We start from the raw sequence: 18864 nt of genomic DNA on the forward strand, positions 1-18864 counted from the left end.
AATATCAGGAGGCTCGATGCGACATCTCTGGTTCGACATTGCCTGTTTGCCGCTGGGCTGGGGCAGGCGCGTGCGCATCGGCGTGGACGGGGGAGCGATCGCGTCGGTTGAAACCGACGTCGACGCGCAGCCGTCGGACGAGCGGCACGGTGCGGCGCTGCCCGGGCTGTGCAATGTCCACAGCCATGGCTTTCAGCGCGGCATGGCGGGCCTGTCCGAACGGCGCGGCCGCCCCGATGACGATTTCTGGAGCTGGCGCGAGGTGATGTACCGCTTCCTCGACCGGCTCAGCCCCGAGGATATCGCAGCGATCACGGCGCAGGCCTATGTCGAGATGCTCGAATCCGGCTTCACCCGGGTCGGCGAATTTCATTATCTCCACAATGACGTGGATGGCGTGCGTTATGCCGATCCCGCCGAGACGGCGGGGGCGATTGTCGCGGCGGCGGAGACGAGCGGGATCGGGCTGACCCTGCTGCCGGTCTTCTACGCGCATGGCGATTTCGGCGCCGCCGCCGCAGCGCCGGGCCAGCGGCGTTTCCTGTCGGATGTGGATGGCTTTGCGAGGTTGGTCGAGGCGAGCCGGGCAACGCTGCCGGCCGACGCGCTGCTCGGCGTCGCGCCGCATTCGCTGCGCGCGGTGACGCCTGACGAGCTGAGCGCGATCCTGCCGCTCGCCGGGGATGGGCCGATTCATATCCATGCCGCCGAGCAGGTCCGCGAGGTCGAGGCCTGTATCGCCTGGAGCGGCGCGCGGCCAGTCGAGTGGCTGCTCGACCATGCGGCGGTCGATGACCGCTGGTGCTTGGTCCATGCGACTCATCTGACCGATCGCGAGTGCGACCGGCTCGCGGCGAGCGGGGCGGTGGCTGGCCTGTGCCCGGTGACCGAGGCCAATCTCGGCGACGGGATTTTCCCGGCGGTGCGCTATCTCGCGGCGGGCGGGTGGTTCGGCGTGGGGACGGATTCGAACATCCTGATCGACGCGGCGGGCGAGCTGCGGGCAGTCGAATATGCGCAGCGGCTCGCGCATCGCCGCCGCGCGCTGCTGGCCGATGAGGATAAGCCCTCGGTAGGGCAGGCGCTGTTCGCCGGGGCCCAGGCAGGCGGCGCGCAGGCGCTCGGCGTGAGGGGCGGGCTCGCGGTCGGCGCGCCGGCCGACCTGTTGTCGCTCGATCCCGACCATCCCGCGCTGGCCGGCGCCACCCCCGACACCTTGCTCGACCGCTGGATCTTCGCGGCCCGACACGGCGCGATCGATTGCGTGTGGCGCGGCGGGCGGAAATGGGTCGAGGGCGGTCGGCATGTCGACGCTGACGCGGTGGCCGAACGCTATCGCCGGACAGTCGGGGGCCTGCTCGCATGACGGTCGAGGAGCGCATCCGCTCGGACATCGAAACGCGAATCCATGCCGGTGACTGGCGACCCGGCGACCGCATCCCGTTCGAGCATGAGCTCGTCGTCACTTATGGCTGCTCGCGCGCCACGGTCAGCAAGGCGCTGACCACGCTGGCGCGCAGCGGGCTGATCGAGCGGCGGCGCAAGGCCGGGTCGTTCGTCGCGCATCCCCAGGTCCATTCGGCGGTGCTCGAAGTGCCCGATCTCGCCGAGATCATCGCGGCGCGGGGCGAGGCCTATCGCTGGGCCCTCACGCGACGGGCTGCCGATGCCGGCGGCGATACCGAGATTGCCGCACCCGCCTTGCGCGTCGAGGGCGTGCATTTCGGCGGCGGCGCGCCCTTCGCGCTCGAACGGCGGATGATTTCGCTCGCGGCCGTGCCCGAGGCGGGCGATACCGCGTTCGTCGACGAAGCGCCGGGCACCTGGCTGCTCCGCCATGTCTCCTGGACCGCGGCGCGGCACCGGATCCGTGCGGTCGAGGCGAGCCGGGCCGAGGCAACGGCGCTCGAGGTGCGGCCGCGCACGGCCTGCCTGGAACTCGAGCGGACGACCTGGCGCGCCGGCCAGCCGGTGACTCATGTCAGGCAATTATTCCGCGGCGATCGCTATGACCTTGTCGCCGAGTTCAAGCCGGGCGGATCGTGAGACACGTTCCCCGCGCAGCTCAGAGACGCTAGGACGCGCGACATGGAAACACGCCCCGATCCCAAGGCACCGGCATCCGACGTCACCTATGGCAGCTATCTGAAGCTCGACGAGCTGCTCGCGTGCCAGGCGCCGATGTCTGGCGTGCATGACGAAATGCTGTTCGTCGTCATCCACCAGGCATCCGAGCTGTGGATGAAACTCTGCCTGCACGAACTCGAAGCTGCGCGGACCGCGATCATCGAGGATCGGCTGGGCACCGCGTTCAAGATGATGTCCCGGGTCGCGCGCATCCAGACCCAGCTCATCCAGAGCTGGGAGGTGCTGGCGACGATCACGCCCGCCGATTACAGCGCGATGCGCGCCGGGCTTGGCTCGAGCTCGGGCTTCCAGTCCCACCAGTATCGCGCGCTCGAGTTCATGCTCGGCAACAAGAGCGCGGCGATGGTCGAGCTGCATGTCGCGACGCCTGGCGTGCATGCGCTGCTCGCGGATGCGCTGGTGCGCCCCAGCCTGTATGACGAGGCGCTGAGGCTGCTCGCGCGGCGCGGTTTCGCTATTCCGGACGACCGGCTCGATCGCGATTTTTCGCAACCCTATAAAGCCTCGCCCGAGGTCGAGACTGCGTGGCGCGAGGTCTATCGCAACCCCGAGACCTGGTGGGATCTCTATGAGCTGGCCGAAAAGCTGGTCGATCTCGAATATCATTTCCAGCTCTGGCGCTTCGGCCATCTCAAGACGATCGAGCGGATCATCGGCTTCAAGCGGGGCACCGGCGGGACGGCGGGCGTGCCCTATCTCGCGCGGGTGATCGACCAGATATTCTTCCCGGAGCTGCTGACCGTCCGCCTCGCCTTGTAAGGCTGCCTTCCGCACATCGCCTCATGGCGCAGAGCTTGCCGGCCCGCGCAGATTCATCTTGCGGGCGCTCGGCAGTGCAGTTATGACATATAACAATATACAGGAGAGGCCGATGGCTACCGCGATTTCACTTCGCGTCGGGGGCGAGCCCCGTCAGGCGCATGAGCGTTTCAACCGCCTGAACCCGATAACGGGTGAGGTCGCGACGATAGCGTCAGCGGCCAATGTCGCTGATGCCAATGCTGCCTGCGATGCGGCGGCGGCGGCATTTCCGGCCTGGTCGGCGCTTGGGCCCAATGCGCGGCGCGCGCTGCTCAACAAGGCGGCTGACGCGCTCGAGGCGAAGGCGCCGCACTTCGTCGACGCAATGATGGGCGAGATCGGCGCGACCGAAGGCTGGGCGCGGTTCAACCTGATGCTCGCCGCCGGGATGGTGCGCGAGGCGGCGGCAATGACGACGCAGATCGGCGGCGAGGTGATCCCGTCGGACAAGCCGGGCTGCATCGCGATGGCGTTGCGCGAGCCGGTCGGGGTCATGGTCGGCATCGCGCCGTGGAACGCGCCGATCATCCTGGGCGTCCGGGCGATCGCGATGCCGCTCGCCTGCGGGAACACGGTGGTGCTGAAGGCGAGCGAGCAATGCCCGCGGACGCATGCGCTGATCGTCGAGGCGTTCGAGGAGGCAGGCCTGCCCAAGGGGGCGGTGAACCTCGTCACCAACGCACCGAAGGACGCAGCCGAGATCGTCGGTGCGCTGATCGATCATCCGGCGGTGCGGCGGATCAACTTCACCGGGTCGACCGCGGTCGGCAGGATCATCGCGGTGCGCGCCGCGCAGCAGCTCAAGCCGGTGCTGCTCGAACTGGGCGGCAAGGCGCCGCTGATCGTGCTGGAGGACGCGGACCTCGACGAGGCGGTGAAGGCCGCCGCGTTCGGTGCATTCATGAATTCGGGCCAGATCTGCATGTCGACCGAGCGGATCATCGTCGTCGAGAGCGTCGCCGACGCGTTCGTGGCGAAGTTCAGGGAGAAGGTCGGCACCATGCCGGTCGGCGATCCGCGCGAGGGCAAGACGCCGCTCGGCGCGGTGGTCGACCAGAAGACGGTCGACCATGTCTCGGGCCTGATCGCCGATGCGGTCGGTGCGGGGGCGGTTCAGGTCAATGGCGGCGACAGCGATGGCGTGCTGATGCCGGCGCATGTGATCGACAAGGTGACGCCCGCGATGAAGCTGTTCCGTGAGGAGAGCTTCGGCCCGGTCGTTGCGGTGATCCGCGCGAAGGACGAGGCCGAGGCGATCGCGCTGGCCAATGACACTGAATATGGCTTGTCGGCGGCGGTATTCACCAGGGACACCGCGCGCGGCCTGCGCGTGGCGCGCCAGATCAAATCCGGCATCTGCCACGTCAATGGCCCGACCGTGCATGACGAGGCGCAAATGCCGTTCGGGGGCACCAAGGCCTCGGGTTACGGCCGGTTCGGCGGCAAGGCCGGCATCGACAGCTTCACCGAGCTGCGCTGGATCACCATCGAGACCCAGCCGGGACATTATCCCATCTGACGACGAGCAAGCGACCGCCACCATCAGTCATTCCCGCGAAATGGGAAGCCGTCTCCCGAAGCTTTGCGAGGGAGATGGATCCCCGCATTTCGCGGGGATGACGAAGAAAAGAGAGAATTCGAAACCATGACCGAGACCAGCACCAACGGCACCGTCACCTATGACGTGATCGATCGCATCGCCTGGGTGCGCTTCAATCGCCCCGACAAGCGCAACTGCATGTCGCCGACCCTCAATCGCGACATGATGGAGGTGCTCGATCTCCTCGAATTTCGCGACGATGTCGGCGTGCTGGTGCTGTCGGGTGAAGGCACTGCCTGGTCCGCGGGCATGGATCTCAAGGAATATTTCCGTGACACCGAAGCCAAGGGACTTGGCGCGACGCGCGCTGTTCAGCGCGAGGCCTATGGCTGGTGGCGCCGCCTGCGCTGGTATCAGAAGGCGACCATCGCGATGGTCAATGGCTGGTGCTTCGGCGGCGGCTATGGCCCGTTGTTCGCCTGCGACCTCGCTTTTGCCGCCGACGAGGCGCAGTTCGGGCTCAGCGAGATCAACTGGGGCATCCTGCCGGGCGGCGGCGCGACCAAGGTCGCCGTCGAGCTGCTGCCGTTCCGCAAGGCGATGTACCATGCGATGATGGGTGAGAATGTCGACGGCAAGACCGCTGCCGAATGGGGCCTGGTCAATGAATCTCTGCCGCTCGATCAGCTCAAGGCACGCGTTACCGAGGTGGCGAATGTGCTGCTCAAGAAGAACCCGGTCGCGCTGAAGGCGACCAAGGACGCGGTCCGTCGCGTCGGCGTGCTGAGCTATGACGATGCCGAGGATTATCTGATCCGCGCGCAGGAGGCGGCCAACAGCTATGACAATGAGGGTCGCAAGGAGGGCATCAGGCAGTTCATCGACGACAAGAGCTTCAAGCCGGGCCTTGGAGCGTATGATCGCTCGAAGCAGAAGGCCTGACCCGCACCATGGCAGCCGGGTCGCTTGAACGCCTGCTTCGCCCTCGCTCGGTCGCGATCGTCGGTGCCTCGGACAAGCCGGGCGCGCTGGGCGCGTCAGTGCTGGGCAACCTCGAACGGCATGGTTTTTCGGGTGACATCCACCTGATCAATCCCAAGCGCGACATGATTGCCGGGCGACCCTGCCTGAAGTCGATCGATGACCTGCCGGAGGGAGTCGACGCGGCTGTGCTGGCGATCCCCGGCGGCGGCGTGCTCGAGACGGTTCGGGCACTGGCGGCGCGGGGCGTCGGCGCGGTGGTGATCTTCGCCGCCGGCTTTGCGGAGGGAGGAGAGGAAGGTCAGGCGGCGCAGCAGGAGGTTGCCCGGATCGCGGCTGAATATGGCATGGTGGTCGAGGGCCCCAACTGCCTCGGCATGACCAATTATGTCGACGGCATCCCGCTGACCTTTGTCGAGACGCCGCCGCTTCGGCTCGATGGAAGGCCTGGGATCGGCATCGTTTCCCAATCGGGCGCGATGGCGGTGGTGCTGGGCACCACGCTGATGTCGAAGGATCTCGGCATCTCGCTGTCCATTTCGACCGGCAACGAGGCTGCGTCGGGCGTCGAGGATTATGTCGAATATCTGCTCGGTGACCCGAACACCCGGGCGATCGGCATGATCGTCGAGCAATTCCGCAGCCCCAAGCGCTTCCTCGCGCTTGCCGAAAAGGCGCGGGCGGCGGGCAAGCCGATCATCCTGCTTCATCCCGGCACCAGCGGCGCCGCGCGCGAATCCGCTGCCACCCATACCGGCGCGATGGCCGGCGACTGGCAGGTGATGAAGACTCTGGTCGAGCGCGCCGGCGTGGTGCTGGTCGACGGCCTGGAGCAATTGGGCGACGTGCTCGATCTCGCGATCCGCGCCGGAGCGATCCCGGCGGGCGGGGCGGCGGTGCTGACCGAGTCGGGCGCGTTCAAGGCGCTGACGCTCGATCTGTGCGAGGCGATCGGGCTCGACCTTCCCGCGCCGGGCGAGGATACCGCTGCGGCGCTCCGCGCGGCGATCCCGGATTTCATTCCGGTAAGCAATCCGATGGACCTGACCGCCCAGGCGCTGGTCGATCCCGATCTCTATCGCCGCACGCTCGCGCCGCTGCTCGATGATGCGCGGTTCGGGAGCGTCGTGCTGGGCATCATCCAGACCGATGAGACGACCTCGCGGCTGAAGTTCGAGCCGATCATCGAGGCGGTCAAACTGCTCGAGCCCAAAAAGCCGGTGATCTTCGCCGGGCTGGATGACGGTGCGCCGGTTCCGCCCGCCTATGTCCGGGCGCTGCGGGAGCTTGGCGTTTCCTATTTTCCGTCGCCCGATCGCGCCTTTCGCGCCCTTGCCAAATTGGCGGCGGCCCGCGATTTTAGCGTCGCAACGGACCAGCCGATCAGTGCCGAGCTGCCGGTGGGCGGCGGCGTCATCCCTGAATATCGCGCCAAGCAATTGCTCGCGCCGCTCGGCATTCCGTTCCCCCGGGCAGGCTTTGCGGCCGATCTCGCCGAGGCGAAGGCGGCTGCCGCGCGGGTCGGCTATCCGGTCGTGCTCAAGGCGCAGGCAGCCACGCTGTCGCACAAGAGCGATGCCGGCGGCGTGGTGCTGAACCTCGCCGACGAGGCGGCGCTGGCCGCGGGATGGGAAAAGCTCCACATGGATGTGGGGCGCCACGCACCGAATGTGACGCTTGATGGCGTGCTGGTCGAGGCGATGGGCGCGCGCGGCATCGAACTGATCGTCGGCGCGCGCAACGATCCGGAATGGGGGCCGGTCATCCTGGTCGGCTTTGGCGGTGTGCAGGCGGAGATATTGCAGGACGTGCGGTTGCTGCCGGCCGACCTAACCCGCGACGCGATCATTGCCGAACTCCGCAAGCTGAAGAGCGGCGCGCTTCTCGACGGCTGGCGAGGATCGCCCGCGCTCGATGTCGATGCGGTGGCGGCGATCGTCGGCACGCTCGGCCGGGTGTTGCGCGGCACGCCGGCTATTCGCGAGATCGATCTCAACCCGGTCATCGTCTATCCGAAAGGGCAGGGCGCGGTTGCGCTCGATGCCCTGATCCTCGCGGACTAAGAGGCGGAATGTCCGGGCCACCGGTACCGACTCTGGATTTCGCGTTCGAAGCCTGTGTACTGATCGGCACGCCGCTTGATCAGGCCATGGTCGGGGGCGTTCGCAAGCGCATCGTGCCGATCATCGGCGGACAGGTGTCGGGTGAGCGCTTCAGCGGGGAAGTCCTGCCGGGGGGTGCCGACTGGCAGGCGCTTCGCCCCGATGGCGTTCTGGAGGTGCTGGCACGCTATACGGTGCGTGCCGACGACGGGACGATCGTCTCGATCGTGAACAGCGGCTATCGGCGCGGCCCGGCCGAGATCATCGCGCGGCTCGCGGCGGGCGAAGATGTCGATCCCGCGCTTTACTATTTCCGGACGACACCCCGCTTCGACGTCGCGGCCGGCAGCCGTTACGCCTGGCTGGGCGAGAGCGTGTTCGTCTGTTCGGCGGCCCGCTTTTCCGATCGGGTCATGCTGCGGTTCTTCGCGGTGGGGTGAGAGGCTGCCTCAGGCAGCGGGAATGCGATAGCGCTCGCAATCGCCACGGCGGAAGGGTCGCGGCTGTCCATGGGGTTTCCCCGCCGATGATCAGCCGCGGCGCAGCCGGGCGAACAGGCGCGCCAGCAAGCCCGGTCTCGGCTCCGCCGCAGCCACGGGCTCGTTAATGCGCTGACGGAGCGTCTGGGCAGTGGCCGGGGGATCGGCGGTCGGGTCCTCGCGGGGGACCCAGGGCTTCATGCTCAAGGTGGCGAAGCCCGGCTGGGCCGGCGCGGCGCGGGGCGCGGACGCGGCAGTGAAGGTCGGTTCCGGCCCGAGGATGGCGACGAAATCGGCGTTGATCCCGATCGTCCCGGCGATGAGCCGGCAGCCGGCGGGGAGGCACTCCTCGGATACTGCCCGCTGGGCCGCCTGCAGGAAGCGGGTGGCCAACAGCCAACTGGCGAGGATGAATTCGACATAGCCGCCGGGTGCCCGGCCTTCGACCCCGTCGCGGCCGTCGCGGAGGAAATAGCGATGCTTGCAGTTGATGAGCGCGGTATTGAGCTGGGCGATCCCCGAAAAGGTCAAATGGAATTCGACATCCTCCTCCGCATCGACCCAGGCCGGCAGGTCCTTGTCGCACTCGGCGAGCAGATCGGCCCTGCTCGTATCGCTGAAGGGGAAGGAGTCGTCCGAATAAAGGCCGAGCAGCAGATCGGGCTCACCAGCTTCTCCGGCCTCGAAAACCAGGTCCCGCTGATTGGTGAGGCCGAGCGTGATCGCGGTGATCGGCGGACCTTCCCATTCGGCGAGGATGGGCAGGAGATCGTCCCAGCCTGAGAGGAGGACATCGGCGGCGGACGTCGCCTTGCACAGACGGGCCATCGCACCGTCGAAGCCGGCAAGATCGGCGGCAAGCAAGGCATCGGCTTCGGCAGCGCGCCCGGCGGCGAGCAGGCTGCGCATGGTCGCCACCCAGGCGGCCTCGCCGGCTGCTTCGAGAAAGGCGATCTGCAGCGGGCGCGGTTCGGCCGGTTCGCGATAGGAGCGCACGCCCTCGGTGCGCGAATCGGGTATGGACGCAAATTCCGGAAATCCCGCGCCGGTGGCTGAATAAGCAGTCATCGCGATGCCCCCTCTCCCCTTGGCTCACGCCGCAATCGCCCAGATGGTGTAGCGCGAGATGGTTAAGCGATGATGTGGACGGCATTCCCGAGGGCAGGGGAACGACGAGAGGGGTTATTCAGCCTGACCTGCGATGACAGGGGCGCCGGGGTGTCTCCCATCTGGGACGAGCACGTCTCATCCCCGCCGCACTGCGACCTGGTCGATCGCGCCGAATGGCGTTTCGCCATCCGGCGTGACGGCCTCCATTCGTACCCGATCTCCGAAGGACAGGAAGGCTGTGGCCGCTTGCCTGGTCGAGATGATTTCGATTGCCCGCCGCTCGGAAATGCAGCTCGAACCCACTTCGGGATAATTGTCATTGGCCACCGTGCCGGAGCCGATGATCGTGCCCGCCACAAGGTCGCGGGTTGCGGCTGCGTGTGCAACCAGTTCGTGGAAGCCGAACTGCATCTCCCCGCCATTGGCATTGCCGAACCGTACGCCGTTCCAATCGATTGCGAGATCGAGGTGAACGCGTCCTTCGCGCCAGCGGTCGCCCAGCGCATCCGGCGTTATCGCGAACGGCGCCATCGAACAGGCCGGTTTTGCATGAATCCACCCGAATCCCGTCTTCATCTCCGGCACGGCAAGCGCCCGCAACGACCAGTCGTTGATCTGGACGATCAACTTGATGTGGCCGAGGGCCTCCTCGGGCGTGACGCCCATCGGTACCGCATCGACCACGACGCCGAACTCTCCTTCGAAATCGATACCGTCCTCCTCGCTGCGAAAGGGGACCGGCTCCAATGGACCGTAAAAGCGATCGGACAGGCCCTGATACATCAGGGGCTTGGCCGTATCGATCGGATCAGTTCCGAACGCGACCTGCATGAGGCGCCCGTGCGTCGCAAAAGCAGAGCCGTCGAGCCACTGCCATGAGCGGGGCAGGGGAGCGCGCAGCGTGGAAGGCTCGATTGCTTCGCCGCCACCCTCAACCTCGCGCGACAGCGCATATAATTCCGGTGCCGCCGACGCCCAGTCGGCGATCGCCGCCAACAGGTTCGGCCACCGTTCGCCGCCCGAGGCGCCGCGCACGCCATCGCTCGAGATGACGAGCAATTCGCCGTCAGGCGTGCCGTTGTCGCGCGTCGCTAATCTCATCCGAAATCCTCTTTTATGCCTCTAACCAAGGTTCTGTTCGTAAGCACCGTCGATCAGAATGAAAGCGATGCGGCAGTTGCTGCTGGTCCGGTTGGCCCAGCCGTGATTGGTCCCGCGCTGAATCACGATGTCGCCGGCGCGCACGACGGTTTCGCCCGTGTCGACGATCAAGGTGAGTTCACCCTCGATGACGATGCCGTAGTCAATCGTTTCGGTGCGATGCATGAAGGCGTGACGCGACCCGCTCGACGAATGCGACGAGGCGGCCCCTGCGCCGACCTCGGCGAAATGCGCCTGCGCCGCCTCCGGGGTCAGCTCGGCGATGCGGGCATCCTCGGGCGGAATATCGAGTACGCGGATGCGCGTACCGTTTTTCGGCGGCGCAAGCGTGATGCCGTCCTCGACAGGCTCGCCGGAGGCGCGGTCGATTCTGGCGGGCGTTTCGCGCGTGTTCCAGACTTCGTAGAATATCGGGCCGATCTCGCCCCCTATACGCTGCACGCGGGGTGGCGGGCCGTCCTCCTGGATGACCGCATTACCCTGCGGGTCATGCCCGGTGACGATTCTGCGAAAAGGTGCGGTCAGCATAAAACTATCCTTTCATGGCCCCGTATCCGGGGCGAGGCTGCGGAGCCGCGCCATGGCGCACGATTGATGATCATCGGCGCGCCGGAGCGGTTCGGCCGCCAAGCGTGTCGGCGAACCAGTCGGCGATATAATCGCGACCAAATGCCATATTGTCAGCGCCGACATGCTCGACGCCGCCCTCGCGCTCGGTGAAAATCCTGATTTCACGCCGCGCGCTGTTGATCAGCTGGTCATAGGCCTGGTGCGCGTAATCAACTGAGATCTGGCGGTCCCGTGCGCCGTGGGTGACGAGAAAGGGCACGACGATGCGATCCATTTGGCCGTTGAGATTCATCTCGGCCGACTTGGCCAGGAAGTCCTCCATGTCGCTTGCGCCGAACGCCCAGAACACGTGCTGCCAATAATGCGGAACCGGATTCTCGCCCTCCCGCCTGATGCGCTTGTCCTGCACCTCGCGCCAATTGTGGTTCGCGCCCCACACCGCGCCCGAGGCGAAGCGCGGTTCGTGCGCGACCGCGCGCGGGGCGAAATGACCGCCAAGACTGATTCCGGTCATGCCGATCCGCCGCGGATCGACCTCCGGCTGGCCTTCGAGCCAGTCCACCGCCTTGCCGGCCCAATGTTCGCTGTGCGGATCGACGGGCAGATTCTGAAGCCTGAGCGCTTCCCCGGACCCGGGCTGGTCAACGCACAGCGTGGAAATGCCGCGCCGAGCCAGCGCTTCCGGAAGTCTCGACCAATAGAGCAGTTCCTTGCAGCTATCGAGACCGTTGCAATAGACCACGGCGGGCTTCGGGCCGGCGCCCGGCGCGCGGGTGAAGAGCGCGGGCATGGTGCCCTTGGTGAGCTGGATTTCGACCCGTTCGCGATTGATTTCGCCCAGTTGTGTCGAGCGGTCGAAGATCGCGCGCGCCTTAGCATATGTGTGCTCGCGCCCCGCCGAGCCATGCGCCTGCATCCGCTCGGCGACGAGCAGGTACAGCGCGGCGCGCTCGAGCTTGTCCGAGGCGGAGAAAGCACGACCCAGGGCTTCATCCTCGTCCGCCAGTCCGACCAGCCGGTCGGCCATCTCGACCCAGCCCGCCATGAATTGGGGCGTGCCCGCGTCGGCGCCGGCTGCCGCCGCGTCGCGGATCGGCTGGCACATATCGACGATTTCGCCGATGCGGCCGCCGCTCTCCATCGCGATCGCGACCGACAGATTCCAGATATAATTCGGGAAATATTCGAATAGCGCCATGACGTCAGACGTCCGCCGGCTGGAACAGGCAGGGGTCCGGCTTCGGATGCGGCATGGTCTGCGGCCCCCCGATGCCGACACCCCATTGATCCATGACCTGCGGCCCCGGATCGAACACCTGATCCTGATGCGCGTCGAAATCGACCTCGTCGAGTTCGGAGGTATATTCGACGGCGAAGCCATTGGGCGTCGTAAAATAGCTGAAGGTGTTGTTGCCCGCCGTGTGGCGGCCCGGCCCCCAGCGCAGGTCGGTGCCGCGCTTTCGCAGTCGGCTCACACCCCGCATCATGTCGTCCACGCCGAGCATGTCATAGGCGACATGATTGAGGCAGGGGGGACCGGGCAGCAGGGCGAGGCGATGATGCGCTGAATTGCACCGCAGGAAACACATGAAATCGCCCAGCCAGTCCGACACGCGGAAGCCGAGCACATCAGTGAAGAACGCGACCATCGCCTTGTGGTCAGGCGAGTGAAGAACGATGTGGCTGATCTTCACCGGCACGCCTTCCCACTTCTCCATCGCCCGCATGCCGGCGCGCGCGACGTCGCTGGAAATCTCGAACGGCAGGCCATCGGGCGAGAAGAAGCGGAAGCCGTAGCCACCGCCGGGCGCAGTCAGTTCCTCGGGGGGATGGATGATCCGGCAGCCGGCTGCCGCCACCTTCGCGTGCAAGGCGTCCACGTCGCCGCGGGTGTCGGTCGCGAGCGCAATCACGTCGATATGATTGGTGCCGGCCTTGCGCAGGCGCAGGACATGATGCTCGTCGTGGCCATGGGTCTTGAACCACGCCATGCCGTCCTCGGCGGCGACCTCGGCAAGGCCCCAGTCCTCGACGTAGAATTTCCGCTCGCTGTCGAATTGCTCGACACCATAGCCGACATAACGGATTTCGGTAACGCGACTCATCAGGTGCCTTTCTCAGATCGGTTGAGCGGTGCGCTCGAACATCTCGGCCGTTGCCAGGGCGTTATTGACGGGTGGTCCCTTGCCGAGTTGGCCATGGCAGATCGCCAGCGACCTCTCGACGATGTACCGGCAGCGATCGAAGCGTCGGTCGCGATAGGCGGTGAAGGCGGCATCGGGGGTCGCGTGCCGCGCGATCTCGTCCGAAAGGACAAGCGAATCCTCGATCGCCATCCCGGCGCCCTGGCCCAGATGCGGGGTCGTGGCATGCACCGCGTCGCCCAGCAGGACGATACGGCCTTTGTGCCACGGCCCGCGCACCAGCTGCGTTTCCAGCGGGCGATACACGACCGCGTCATTGTCGACGATATGATCGGCCAGCGCGCGAATGGCGGGCGCGTGTCCCTCGAGCTTCGCACGCATCGCGGCGGCGAGCTCCTCCTGGGGATAACGCTGATCCTTGGGCTCGGGCGTCGTGACGTAGATGTACATCAGCGCCTCGCTGATCGGCACCAGCCCGGCACCGATCCGACCGTTGTAAACGTGCAGCGCATCCATGCCGGCGGGCCGTGGCAGATTATACCGCCATACCGCCTGCCCGGTATATTCCGGCGTCGGAGCTTCCGGTAGCACCATGCCCCGCGTCTGCGAGTATAGCCCATCGGCACCGATCACGATGTCGTAGCGCGCGCTGCTTCCATCCGAAAAGGTGACGGCCACTTCATTGCCGTCATCCTCGATCGTCTCCGCCGTGATGCCGAGGCGTATCGCCGCACCGGCCGCGACAGCATGGTCGCCCAATATCTTGTGGAGGGTACGCCGGCCGATGCCGAGATTGGCCGGATAGCGCGCGACGAGACGCGGCGAGGGGACGTTGGCGACCATGGTGCCATCAGGCGCGTGAACCGCGACGGTGTCGAAACCGACGCCGGCCGCGAGGTAATCGTCGATCACGCCCAGCTCGGCCATGGCGCGGATGACATTGCCCTGCTGGATAATGCCGACACCATAGACCGACCAGTCGGGGTCGCGCTCGATGACGGTCACGCGGTGGCCCTTGGCCGAAAGCGCGATCGCGGCGGTGAGCCCGCCGATGCCGCCGCCGATGACGAGGATTCGAAGATTATCCATATATCAGAATGACTCCAGATCGCGGGCAATGGTCGCGGGGCCCGAGAAATGATCGCGGATCCGCGCCAGGAAGCCGAGCAGCGTGCCGGCGTCGGCACGCGGCGCGACGAAGTGAGTCACCACCACCGCCTTGACATGCGCCGCCCCGGCCAGCTTGCCGACATCCTCCGGCGCGAGGTGATGGGCCCGCAGATGCGCCTCGACAGCGGCGGTCGCCCGCGGGTCGGCATTGGGGGAGGTGAGCCGAACGTCGGCCATGGTGCGATCGACGTCGATCATTTCGGAAACGAGCAGGTCCGCGCCCTGGGCGAGCTTCTCCACGGCTGGACTCGGCCCGGTGTCGCCCGTGTAGACGATGGACCGATCCGGCATGTCGAAACGCAGCGCGAGCGACTGGAATGCGAGATCCTCCGCACTTCCCGCCGGGAAACTGTAATGCGTGTTCTTCACCGCGCTGACCTTGATCGCGCCCAGGTCGAGCCGCGCTCCATCGCGTATCTCGACCACCGCGATCCCGGCTCCGGCCGGCCGCGCCTGGGCGCCGGGCATGCCATAGCCCGATCGCGTCGTCGGCTCCATCGCCGCAACCAGCGAGTCGACGAGCGTGCGCGTGCCAGGCGGGCCGTAGATCGTGAGCGGCGAGTCGACATTGGTCTGCCAGCGCAGGCCCAACACGCCGAACAAGCCCGCGGTGTGATCGAAATGCAGGTGACTGAGGAAGATCACCTTCACGCTCGCCAACGGCACGCCCGCCTTGGCAAGCTGCTCCACGGTGCCGTCGCCGACATCGATCAAATAGGTTGTGTTCCCCGCCAGAAGGGCATTTGCCGGCTGCGAGCGCTCGGGTTCGGCAATCGGGCCTCCGCGTGTCCCCAGGGTGATCCAGTGGCTGACAAGAGCGCCGCCGGCAGCCGGTGCGGGTTGGGCACCGGCTGGTCCAGCCGCAAGGATCAGTGCGATCGCAAGAGGTAAGGCACGAATCACGGGCGTCAGAAGGTGAAGTTGACGCGGGCGCCATAGGTCCGGGGCGCGGACGTCGTCGCCTCCAGGCTCGAGCCGAGACTGTAAAGCGGGGTGTTCACAACGATGCGATTATCCTCGATGTTGCGCACGAATGCCGTGATGCTCCAGCGATCATTCTCCGGTCCGAAGCTGAGCTGCGCGCCCGTGGTCCAGCTATCCCCGACGAGCTCCTGCGGCAGGAATTCGACCTGGACATACCGCTCGGACCGGTATTGCGTGTCGACACCTCCGACCAGCTTGAAGCTGCCGAGGTGAACCGTCTGCTGGGCAGCCAGGTTGATGGTCCATTTCGGCGCATTGAACGCCGGGAAGCCCGAGCAGTTGATCGTGTAGATCCCCGCTGTCAGCGCGGTGGCGCATCCGGTCAACGGCGGTGTGGGGCCGGCCGGTTCGGTGAAGATGAAGCTGTCATATTTCGTCTTGAGATACTGAACATTGGCGCTGAGCAACGTGTCGCGCGTCGCCAGAAACTGGGTGTCGAGTTCCACGCCCTTGATCGTCGACTGGCCGATATTCTGGCTGAACTGGCCCTGATTGCCGTTGCGATCGATGCCCACCCGCCCGATCTGTTGATCGGTGTAATCCCACCAGAACGCCTCGAGGTTAAGCTGCAGCCTGTTGTCGAACAGTCGGTTCTTCAGTCCGAGCGTATAGGCGGTGATGAATTCCGGTGCGTAGGTTTCGTAGCCTGCCGCCAGTGAGAACCCACCCGACCGATACCCGCGCTCGACGCTCGCGTAGAGCAGCGACCTTTTACCGATATCGAATTCGGCTGCGCCGCGCCATGTGACCTCGCTGTTGCCCAGGGAGGAATGGACGGGCGTCGTCACGCGCGTGAGAATTGCGCCGGTCGCGCCGATCGGCCGCGCCTGGCCCGGCGGCGGGACGATGAACGGTGCCGGCAGTTCGCTCATCGAGTCGGTCACCGGCAACAGGGGCACGGTCGGACAGTTCGGCACGCCGAACGGATTGGTGACGGTGCAGACGACGACCAGCACGTCCGCCTGACCGTCGAACCGCTTCTTGTCGTCAGTATAGCGCAGGCCGCCGACCAGCCGCAGCCGGTCGCTCAGATTCGCCGTCAGGCGCCCGAACAACGCCCAGCTCTTCGTGGTGGCGTGAAACTCCTGATAGGCGTTCAGCGCCTGCTGGGCGAAGGTGTAGTTGCCGTCGTTGGTCTCGTCATAATAATAGGCGCCGAGGATATAGTCGAAGATTCCCAGGCGTTTACCGGCAAAGCGCGCTTCCAGGCTGAACTGCTCGTCATCCTCCTGGATGAAGCCGATAAAGGCCGGCGCGCCGAATTTGTAATTCAGCTTGGCTTTGCGCCATGCCGGGATGACGGTGAGCGTGCCCGCGCCCATGTTCCAGGTCAGCTCGCCATTGACGCCGTAAAAGTCATTTTTCTGATAGATGTCGTCGTCCAGCGCGGTCGCATTGCGGCCGGAAACGCCGAGAAACAGCGTCTGGCGATAGGCCTGTGCGGCGGGATCGAAGAGTCCCACCGAGCTACCCAGGCCCGAAGGGACGAATCCATAGGCCCCCGTCGCGAAGTTCAGCGCATATTGGCCCGCATAGGAGGTGCCCACCCCCTTGCCGCCGGTGTGTGAGTAATCGCCGCCGATCCGTATCGTGAAATCGGTGGCGGGCTGGAACAGCAACTGTGCCCGAACGGCCTGGGTCTTCTCGTCCGACGTTCCGTCAGATAGATAGCCGTCATGGCTCGCGATGGTGCCTGCGAGGCGCACCGCAGCGATATCCCCGAGGGGGACATTGAGCGCGGCCTGCACATTGACCGCGTTATAATTGCCGTAGCTGCCGCTGGCGAAACCCGAGGTCTGCCCGAGTTTCGGCCGGGCGGGGAGGATGTTGATCGCGCCCGCCGTGGCGTTCCGGCCGTACAGCGTGCCCTGCGGCCCCTTGAGCACTTCGAGCCGCTCGAGGTCGTAGAACAGGCCGGAGGTGGAGGTCGGGCGGCCGAGATAGACGCCATCATAATTCACCGCGATGGCCGGGTCCGAATAGCCGTTGACGGTAAAGTTGCCGACGCCGCGGAGGAAAAAAGTCTTGTTGGCACCCCCGGCGTCCTGGACGTTGAGCGCGGGCACGATCTTGCTGAGGTCGGAAGGTTGGGTGACGCCCTGATTCAGCACCTCGGTGCCCGAAACCACGTCCATCGCGACGCCGGCGCGCTGCGCGGATTCCTCGCGACGCTGCGCTGTTACGACAATGTCTTGCAGCCCCTGGGTCTCCGCCGTGGCGCTGCCCTGCGCTTGCGGCGGAACGTCCTGAGCCCATGCAGTCTGTGCGGCACCGACCAGCGCGAGCGCCGTCCCCGCGAGAAACACTGTGCGCATGCACCCCTCCCTTGATTTTCTTTTGAACTTGCCGGGACACAGGTCGCAAAACCTTGCATATCGCACCAGCTTTTAGTTTTTGTAGTTTATCACAAATGGAAATGATGGATGCGGCTCGGCAACTTCGATCTCAACCTGCTTGTCGCGCTTGATGTTCTGATGGTCGAACGCAGCGTCACGCGCGCCGCCGCCCGGCTCAATGTCACTCAGTCGGCGATGAGCGCGTCGCTCAAGAGGCTTCGCCAGGCCTTTGACGACGAATTGCTGGTACTTCACGGCAAGACGATGGTTCCGACCCCCCACGCACTGGCGCTGGCGCCCGAGGTCGCCGATACCATCGCCCGGCTTCGCGGCCTGATCTCGATGAGCGGAGGCTTTGATCCGCGCACGTCCGAGCGGCGTTTCCAGCTTGCCGCATCGGATTATATCACCACCGTCGTGATCGTTCCCCTGCTGCGGAAGCTGGAGAGCGAAGCGCCATCGGTTCGTTTCGATATCACTCTGCCCAAGGACGACACCTCCGATCGCCTGGCCAATGGAGAGTTTGATCTCTCGATCACGCCGATCGAGTTCACCGACCCTCGTCATCCGACGGAGTTGCTGCTCCAGGAGCGCCACGTCGTGGTGGGATGGGAGCGCAATCCCCTTCTCGCCGAACCGCTCACGATGGAGGGCTTCGCCAGCGCCGGCCACGTCGCGGTTCAGATTGACGGCCGCAATACCTTTATCGAGAACACGCTCGAGCAGCTTGGCCTTGCGCGGCGCGTGGAAGTTCACGCCCCTTCCTTCATTCAGGCTCCATGGCTGCTGCCCGGCACGATGCGTCTGACCCTGATGCACGAACGCCTCGCGCTGTTGATCGGGCCGAGCCTGTCGCTGCGCGTTGCCGAGCCGCCCTTCGCGATCCCCCGGATGCGGGAAATGATGCAGTATCATTCGACGCGCGAAAAAGACGAGGCGCTTGGCTGGCTGCGGGATCAACTCAGGACGATCGCTGATATGGGCCCACATCCTGCTGAGCTTCCCGGTCAAGGGAGCGGAACAGGCAAAGGCGGCCTTGAACTCGAAGGGAGAGAGAAATGATCGGTTCAAGCGGTCGGTTGCAGGTTTGACGAAGAACGATGCGCCTGGCGCCGCGGCCTGGTCCTGAAGGGCGCGCTGGCCCCGGTGCGAAGGCGGGTTTCGCCACGGCGTCAAAGCGAAGGGGGGGGCTTTGGCGTAACTCATTGAAAATATTGGCGCGCCCGGCTGGAGTCGAACCAGCGGCCTCAAGATTAGAAGTCTCGTGCTCTATCCATCTGAGCTACGGGCGCGCGCCGGATGCGGCCTAGCGCGGATTGCGCGGCAGCGAAACCGGCT

The 18864-nt window shown here is 65.7% G+C and carries 16 protein-coding genes and 1 tRNA gene; 8 read left to right on the plus strand and 9 right to left on the minus strand.

Going from position 1 to position 18864, the window contains the following annotated elements; all coding sequences use genetic code 11:
• Positions 1-16 precede the first annotated feature (16 nt).
• The 7 genes from ABD050_RS03110 to ABD050_RS03140 all read left to right on the plus strand — a co-directional run bounded on the left by ABD050_RS03110 (position 17) and on the right by ABD050_RS03140 (position 8012).
• Entirely contained in the window at positions 17-1366 is a 1350-nt protein-coding gene (locus ABD050_RS03110; protein WP_343887674.1) for a formimidoylglutamate deiminase, read from the plus strand.
• Positions 1363-2046: a histidine utilization transcriptional repressor HutC gene (locus ABD050_RS03115; RefSeq protein ID WP_343887675.1), complete on the plus strand. Its 684-nt coding sequence runs from the start codon at positions 1363-1365 to the stop codon at positions 2044-2046. The genes ABD050_RS03110 and ABD050_RS03115 overlap by 4 nt, the downstream gene beginning before the upstream one ends.
• Before the next feature lie 42 nt (positions 2047-2088).
• The gene (locus ABD050_RS03120; protein ID WP_343887676.1) at positions 2089-2907 is read left to right on the plus strand and encodes a tryptophan 2,3-dioxygenase; all 819 of its coding nucleotides are present in this window, start codon (positions 2089-2091) and stop codon (positions 2905-2907) included.
• A gap of 112 nt (positions 2908-3019) precedes the next feature.
• Complete coding sequence (locus ABD050_RS03125; RefSeq protein ID WP_343887678.1) at positions 3020-4468, plus strand: aldehyde dehydrogenase; 1449 nt, start codon at positions 3020-3022, stop codon at positions 4466-4468.
• Positions 4469-4594: 126 nt separating this feature from the next.
• A complete protein-coding gene (locus tag ABD050_RS03130; protein WP_343887679.1) occupies positions 4595-5431 on the plus strand; it encodes a p-hydroxycinnamoyl CoA hydratase/lyase in 837 nt (278 codons plus the stop codon).
• An 8-nt stretch (positions 5432-5439) separates the two neighbouring features.
• Positions 5440-7533: an acetate--CoA ligase family protein gene (locus ABD050_RS03135; protein ID WP_343887680.1), complete on the plus strand. Its 2094-nt coding sequence runs from the start codon at positions 5440-5442 to the stop codon at positions 7531-7533.
• A gap of 8 nt (positions 7534-7541) precedes the next feature.
• On the plus strand, positions 7542-8012 hold the full coding sequence (locus tag ABD050_RS03140; protein ID WP_343887681.1) for a DUF3237 domain-containing protein: 471 nt from the start codon (positions 7542-7544) through the stop codon (positions 8010-8012).
• Positions 8013-8102: 90 nt separating this feature from the next.
• Here the strand turns inward: ABD050_RS03140 and ABD050_RS03145 are convergent, their stop codons facing one another.
• The 8 genes from ABD050_RS03145 to ABD050_RS03180 all read right to left on the minus strand — a co-directional run bounded on the left by ABD050_RS03145 (position 8103) and on the right by ABD050_RS03180 (position 17505).
• Positions 8103-9119, minus strand: coding sequence for a hypothetical protein (locus ABD050_RS03145; protein WP_343887682.1), 1017 nt, complete (start codon positions 9117-9119; stop codon positions 8103-8105).
• A 177-nt stretch (positions 9120-9296) separates the two neighbouring features.
• Positions 9297-10262, minus strand: a complete 966-nt coding sequence (locus ABD050_RS03150; RefSeq protein ID WP_343887683.1) for a fumarylacetoacetate hydrolase family protein — start codon at positions 10260-10262, stop codon at positions 9297-9299.
• A gap of 21 nt (positions 10263-10283) precedes the next feature.
• Complete coding sequence (locus tag ABD050_RS03155) at positions 10284-10850, minus strand: cupin domain-containing protein (RefSeq protein WP_343887684.1); 567 nt, start codon at positions 10848-10850, stop codon at positions 10284-10286.
• A gap of 70 nt (positions 10851-10920) precedes the next feature.
• Entirely contained in the window at positions 10921-12090 is a 1170-nt protein-coding gene (locus ABD050_RS03160; protein WP_343887685.1) for an alpha/beta hydrolase family protein, read from the minus strand.
• A 4-nt stretch (positions 12091-12094) separates the two neighbouring features.
• Positions 12095-12997, minus strand: coding sequence for a VOC family protein (locus ABD050_RS03165; RefSeq protein ID WP_343887686.1), 903 nt, complete (start codon positions 12995-12997; stop codon positions 12095-12097).
• A gap of 12 nt (positions 12998-13009) precedes the next feature.
• The gene (locus ABD050_RS03170; RefSeq protein ID WP_343887687.1) at positions 13010-14125 is read right to left on the minus strand and encodes an FAD-dependent oxidoreductase; all 1116 of its coding nucleotides are present in this window, start codon (positions 14123-14125) and stop codon (positions 13010-13012) included.
• Positions 14126-14128: 3 nt separating this feature from the next.
• Positions 14129-15109, minus strand: a complete 981-nt coding sequence (locus ABD050_RS03175) for an MBL fold metallo-hydrolase (RefSeq protein WP_343887688.1) — start codon at positions 15107-15109, stop codon at positions 14129-14131.
• A 5-nt stretch (positions 15110-15114) separates the two neighbouring features.
• The gene (locus ABD050_RS03180) at positions 15115-17505 is read right to left on the minus strand and encodes a TonB-dependent receptor (RefSeq protein ID WP_343887689.1); all 2391 of its coding nucleotides are present in this window, start codon (positions 17503-17505) and stop codon (positions 15115-15117) included.
• Between the two features lie 108 nt (positions 17506-17613).
• On the opposite strand from ABD050_RS03180, the gene ABD050_RS03185 reads away from it, so the two are divergent.
• Complete coding sequence (locus ABD050_RS03185; RefSeq protein WP_343887690.1) at positions 17614-18588, plus strand: LysR family transcriptional regulator; 975 nt, start codon at positions 17614-17616, stop codon at positions 18586-18588.
• A gap of 153 nt (positions 18589-18741) precedes the next feature.
• Here the strand turns inward: ABD050_RS03185 and ABD050_RS03190 are convergent.
• A tRNA-Arg gene (locus ABD050_RS03190) sits at positions 18742-18818 on the minus strand.
• Positions 18819-18864: the final 46 nt, after the last annotated feature.

It is taken from the genome of Sphingomonas oligophenolica (assembly GCF_039522915.1).
Lineage (GTDB): Bacteria > Pseudomonadota > Alphaproteobacteria > Sphingomonadales > Sphingomonadaceae > Sphingomonas > Sphingomonas oligophenolica.

What these genes read in the sequence shown, in the direction of transcription:
- ABD050_RS03110 (WP_343887674.1), top strand. Translation starts at nt 17, where the DNA reads ATGCGACATCTCTGGTTCGACATTGCCTGTTTGCCGCTGGGCTGGGGC.
- ABD050_RS03115 (WP_343887675.1), top strand. Translation starts at nt 1,363, where the DNA reads ATGACGGTCGAGGAGCGCATCCGCTCGGACATCGAAACGCGAATCCAT.
- ABD050_RS03120 (WP_343887676.1), top strand. Translation starts at nt 2,089, where the DNA reads ATGGAAACACGCCCCGATCCCAAGGCACCGGCATCCGACGTCACCTAT.
- ABD050_RS03125 (WP_343887678.1), top strand. Translation starts at nt 3,020, where the DNA reads ATGGCTACCGCGATTTCACTTCGCGTCGGGGGCGAGCCCCGTCAGGCG.
- ABD050_RS03130 (WP_343887679.1), top strand. Translation starts at nt 4,595, where the DNA reads ATGACCGAGACCAGCACCAACGGCACCGTCACCTATGACGTGATCGAT.
- ABD050_RS03135 (WP_343887680.1), top strand. Translation starts at nt 5,440, where the DNA reads ATGGCAGCCGGGTCGCTTGAACGCCTGCTTCGCCCTCGCTCGGTCGCG.
- ABD050_RS03140 (WP_343887681.1), top strand. Translation starts at nt 7,542, where the DNA reads ATGTCCGGGCCACCGGTACCGACTCTGGATTTCGCGTTCGAAGCCTGT.
- ABD050_RS03145 (WP_343887682.1), bottom strand. Translation starts at nt 9,119, where the DNA reads ATGACTGCTTATTCAGCCACCGGCGCGGGATTTCCGGAATTTGCGTCC.
- ABD050_RS03150 (WP_343887683.1), bottom strand. Translation starts at nt 10,262, where the DNA reads ATGAGATTAGCGACGCGCGACAACGGCACGCCTGACGGCGAATTGCTC.
- ABD050_RS03155 (WP_343887684.1), bottom strand. Translation starts at nt 10,850, where the DNA reads ATGCTGACCGCACCTTTTCGCAGAATCGTCACCGGGCATGACCCGCAG.
- ABD050_RS03160 (WP_343887685.1), bottom strand. Translation starts at nt 12,090, where the DNA reads ATGGCGCTATTCGAATATTTCCCGAATTATATCTGGAATCTGTCGGTC.
- ABD050_RS03165 (WP_343887686.1), bottom strand. Translation starts at nt 12,997, where the DNA reads ATGAGTCGCGTTACCGAAATCCGTTATGTCGGCTATGGTGTCGAGCAA.
- ABD050_RS03170 (WP_343887687.1), bottom strand. Translation starts at nt 14,125, where the DNA reads ATGGATAATCTTCGAATCCTCGTCATCGGCGGCGGCATCGGCGGGCTC.
- ABD050_RS03180 (WP_343887689.1), bottom strand. Translation starts at nt 17,505, where the DNA reads ATGCGCACAGTGTTTCTCGCGGGGACGGCGCTCGCGCTGGTCGGTGCC.
- ABD050_RS03185 (WP_343887690.1), top strand. Translation starts at nt 17,614, where the DNA reads ATGCGGCTCGGCAACTTCGATCTCAACCTGCTTGTCGCGCTTGATGTT.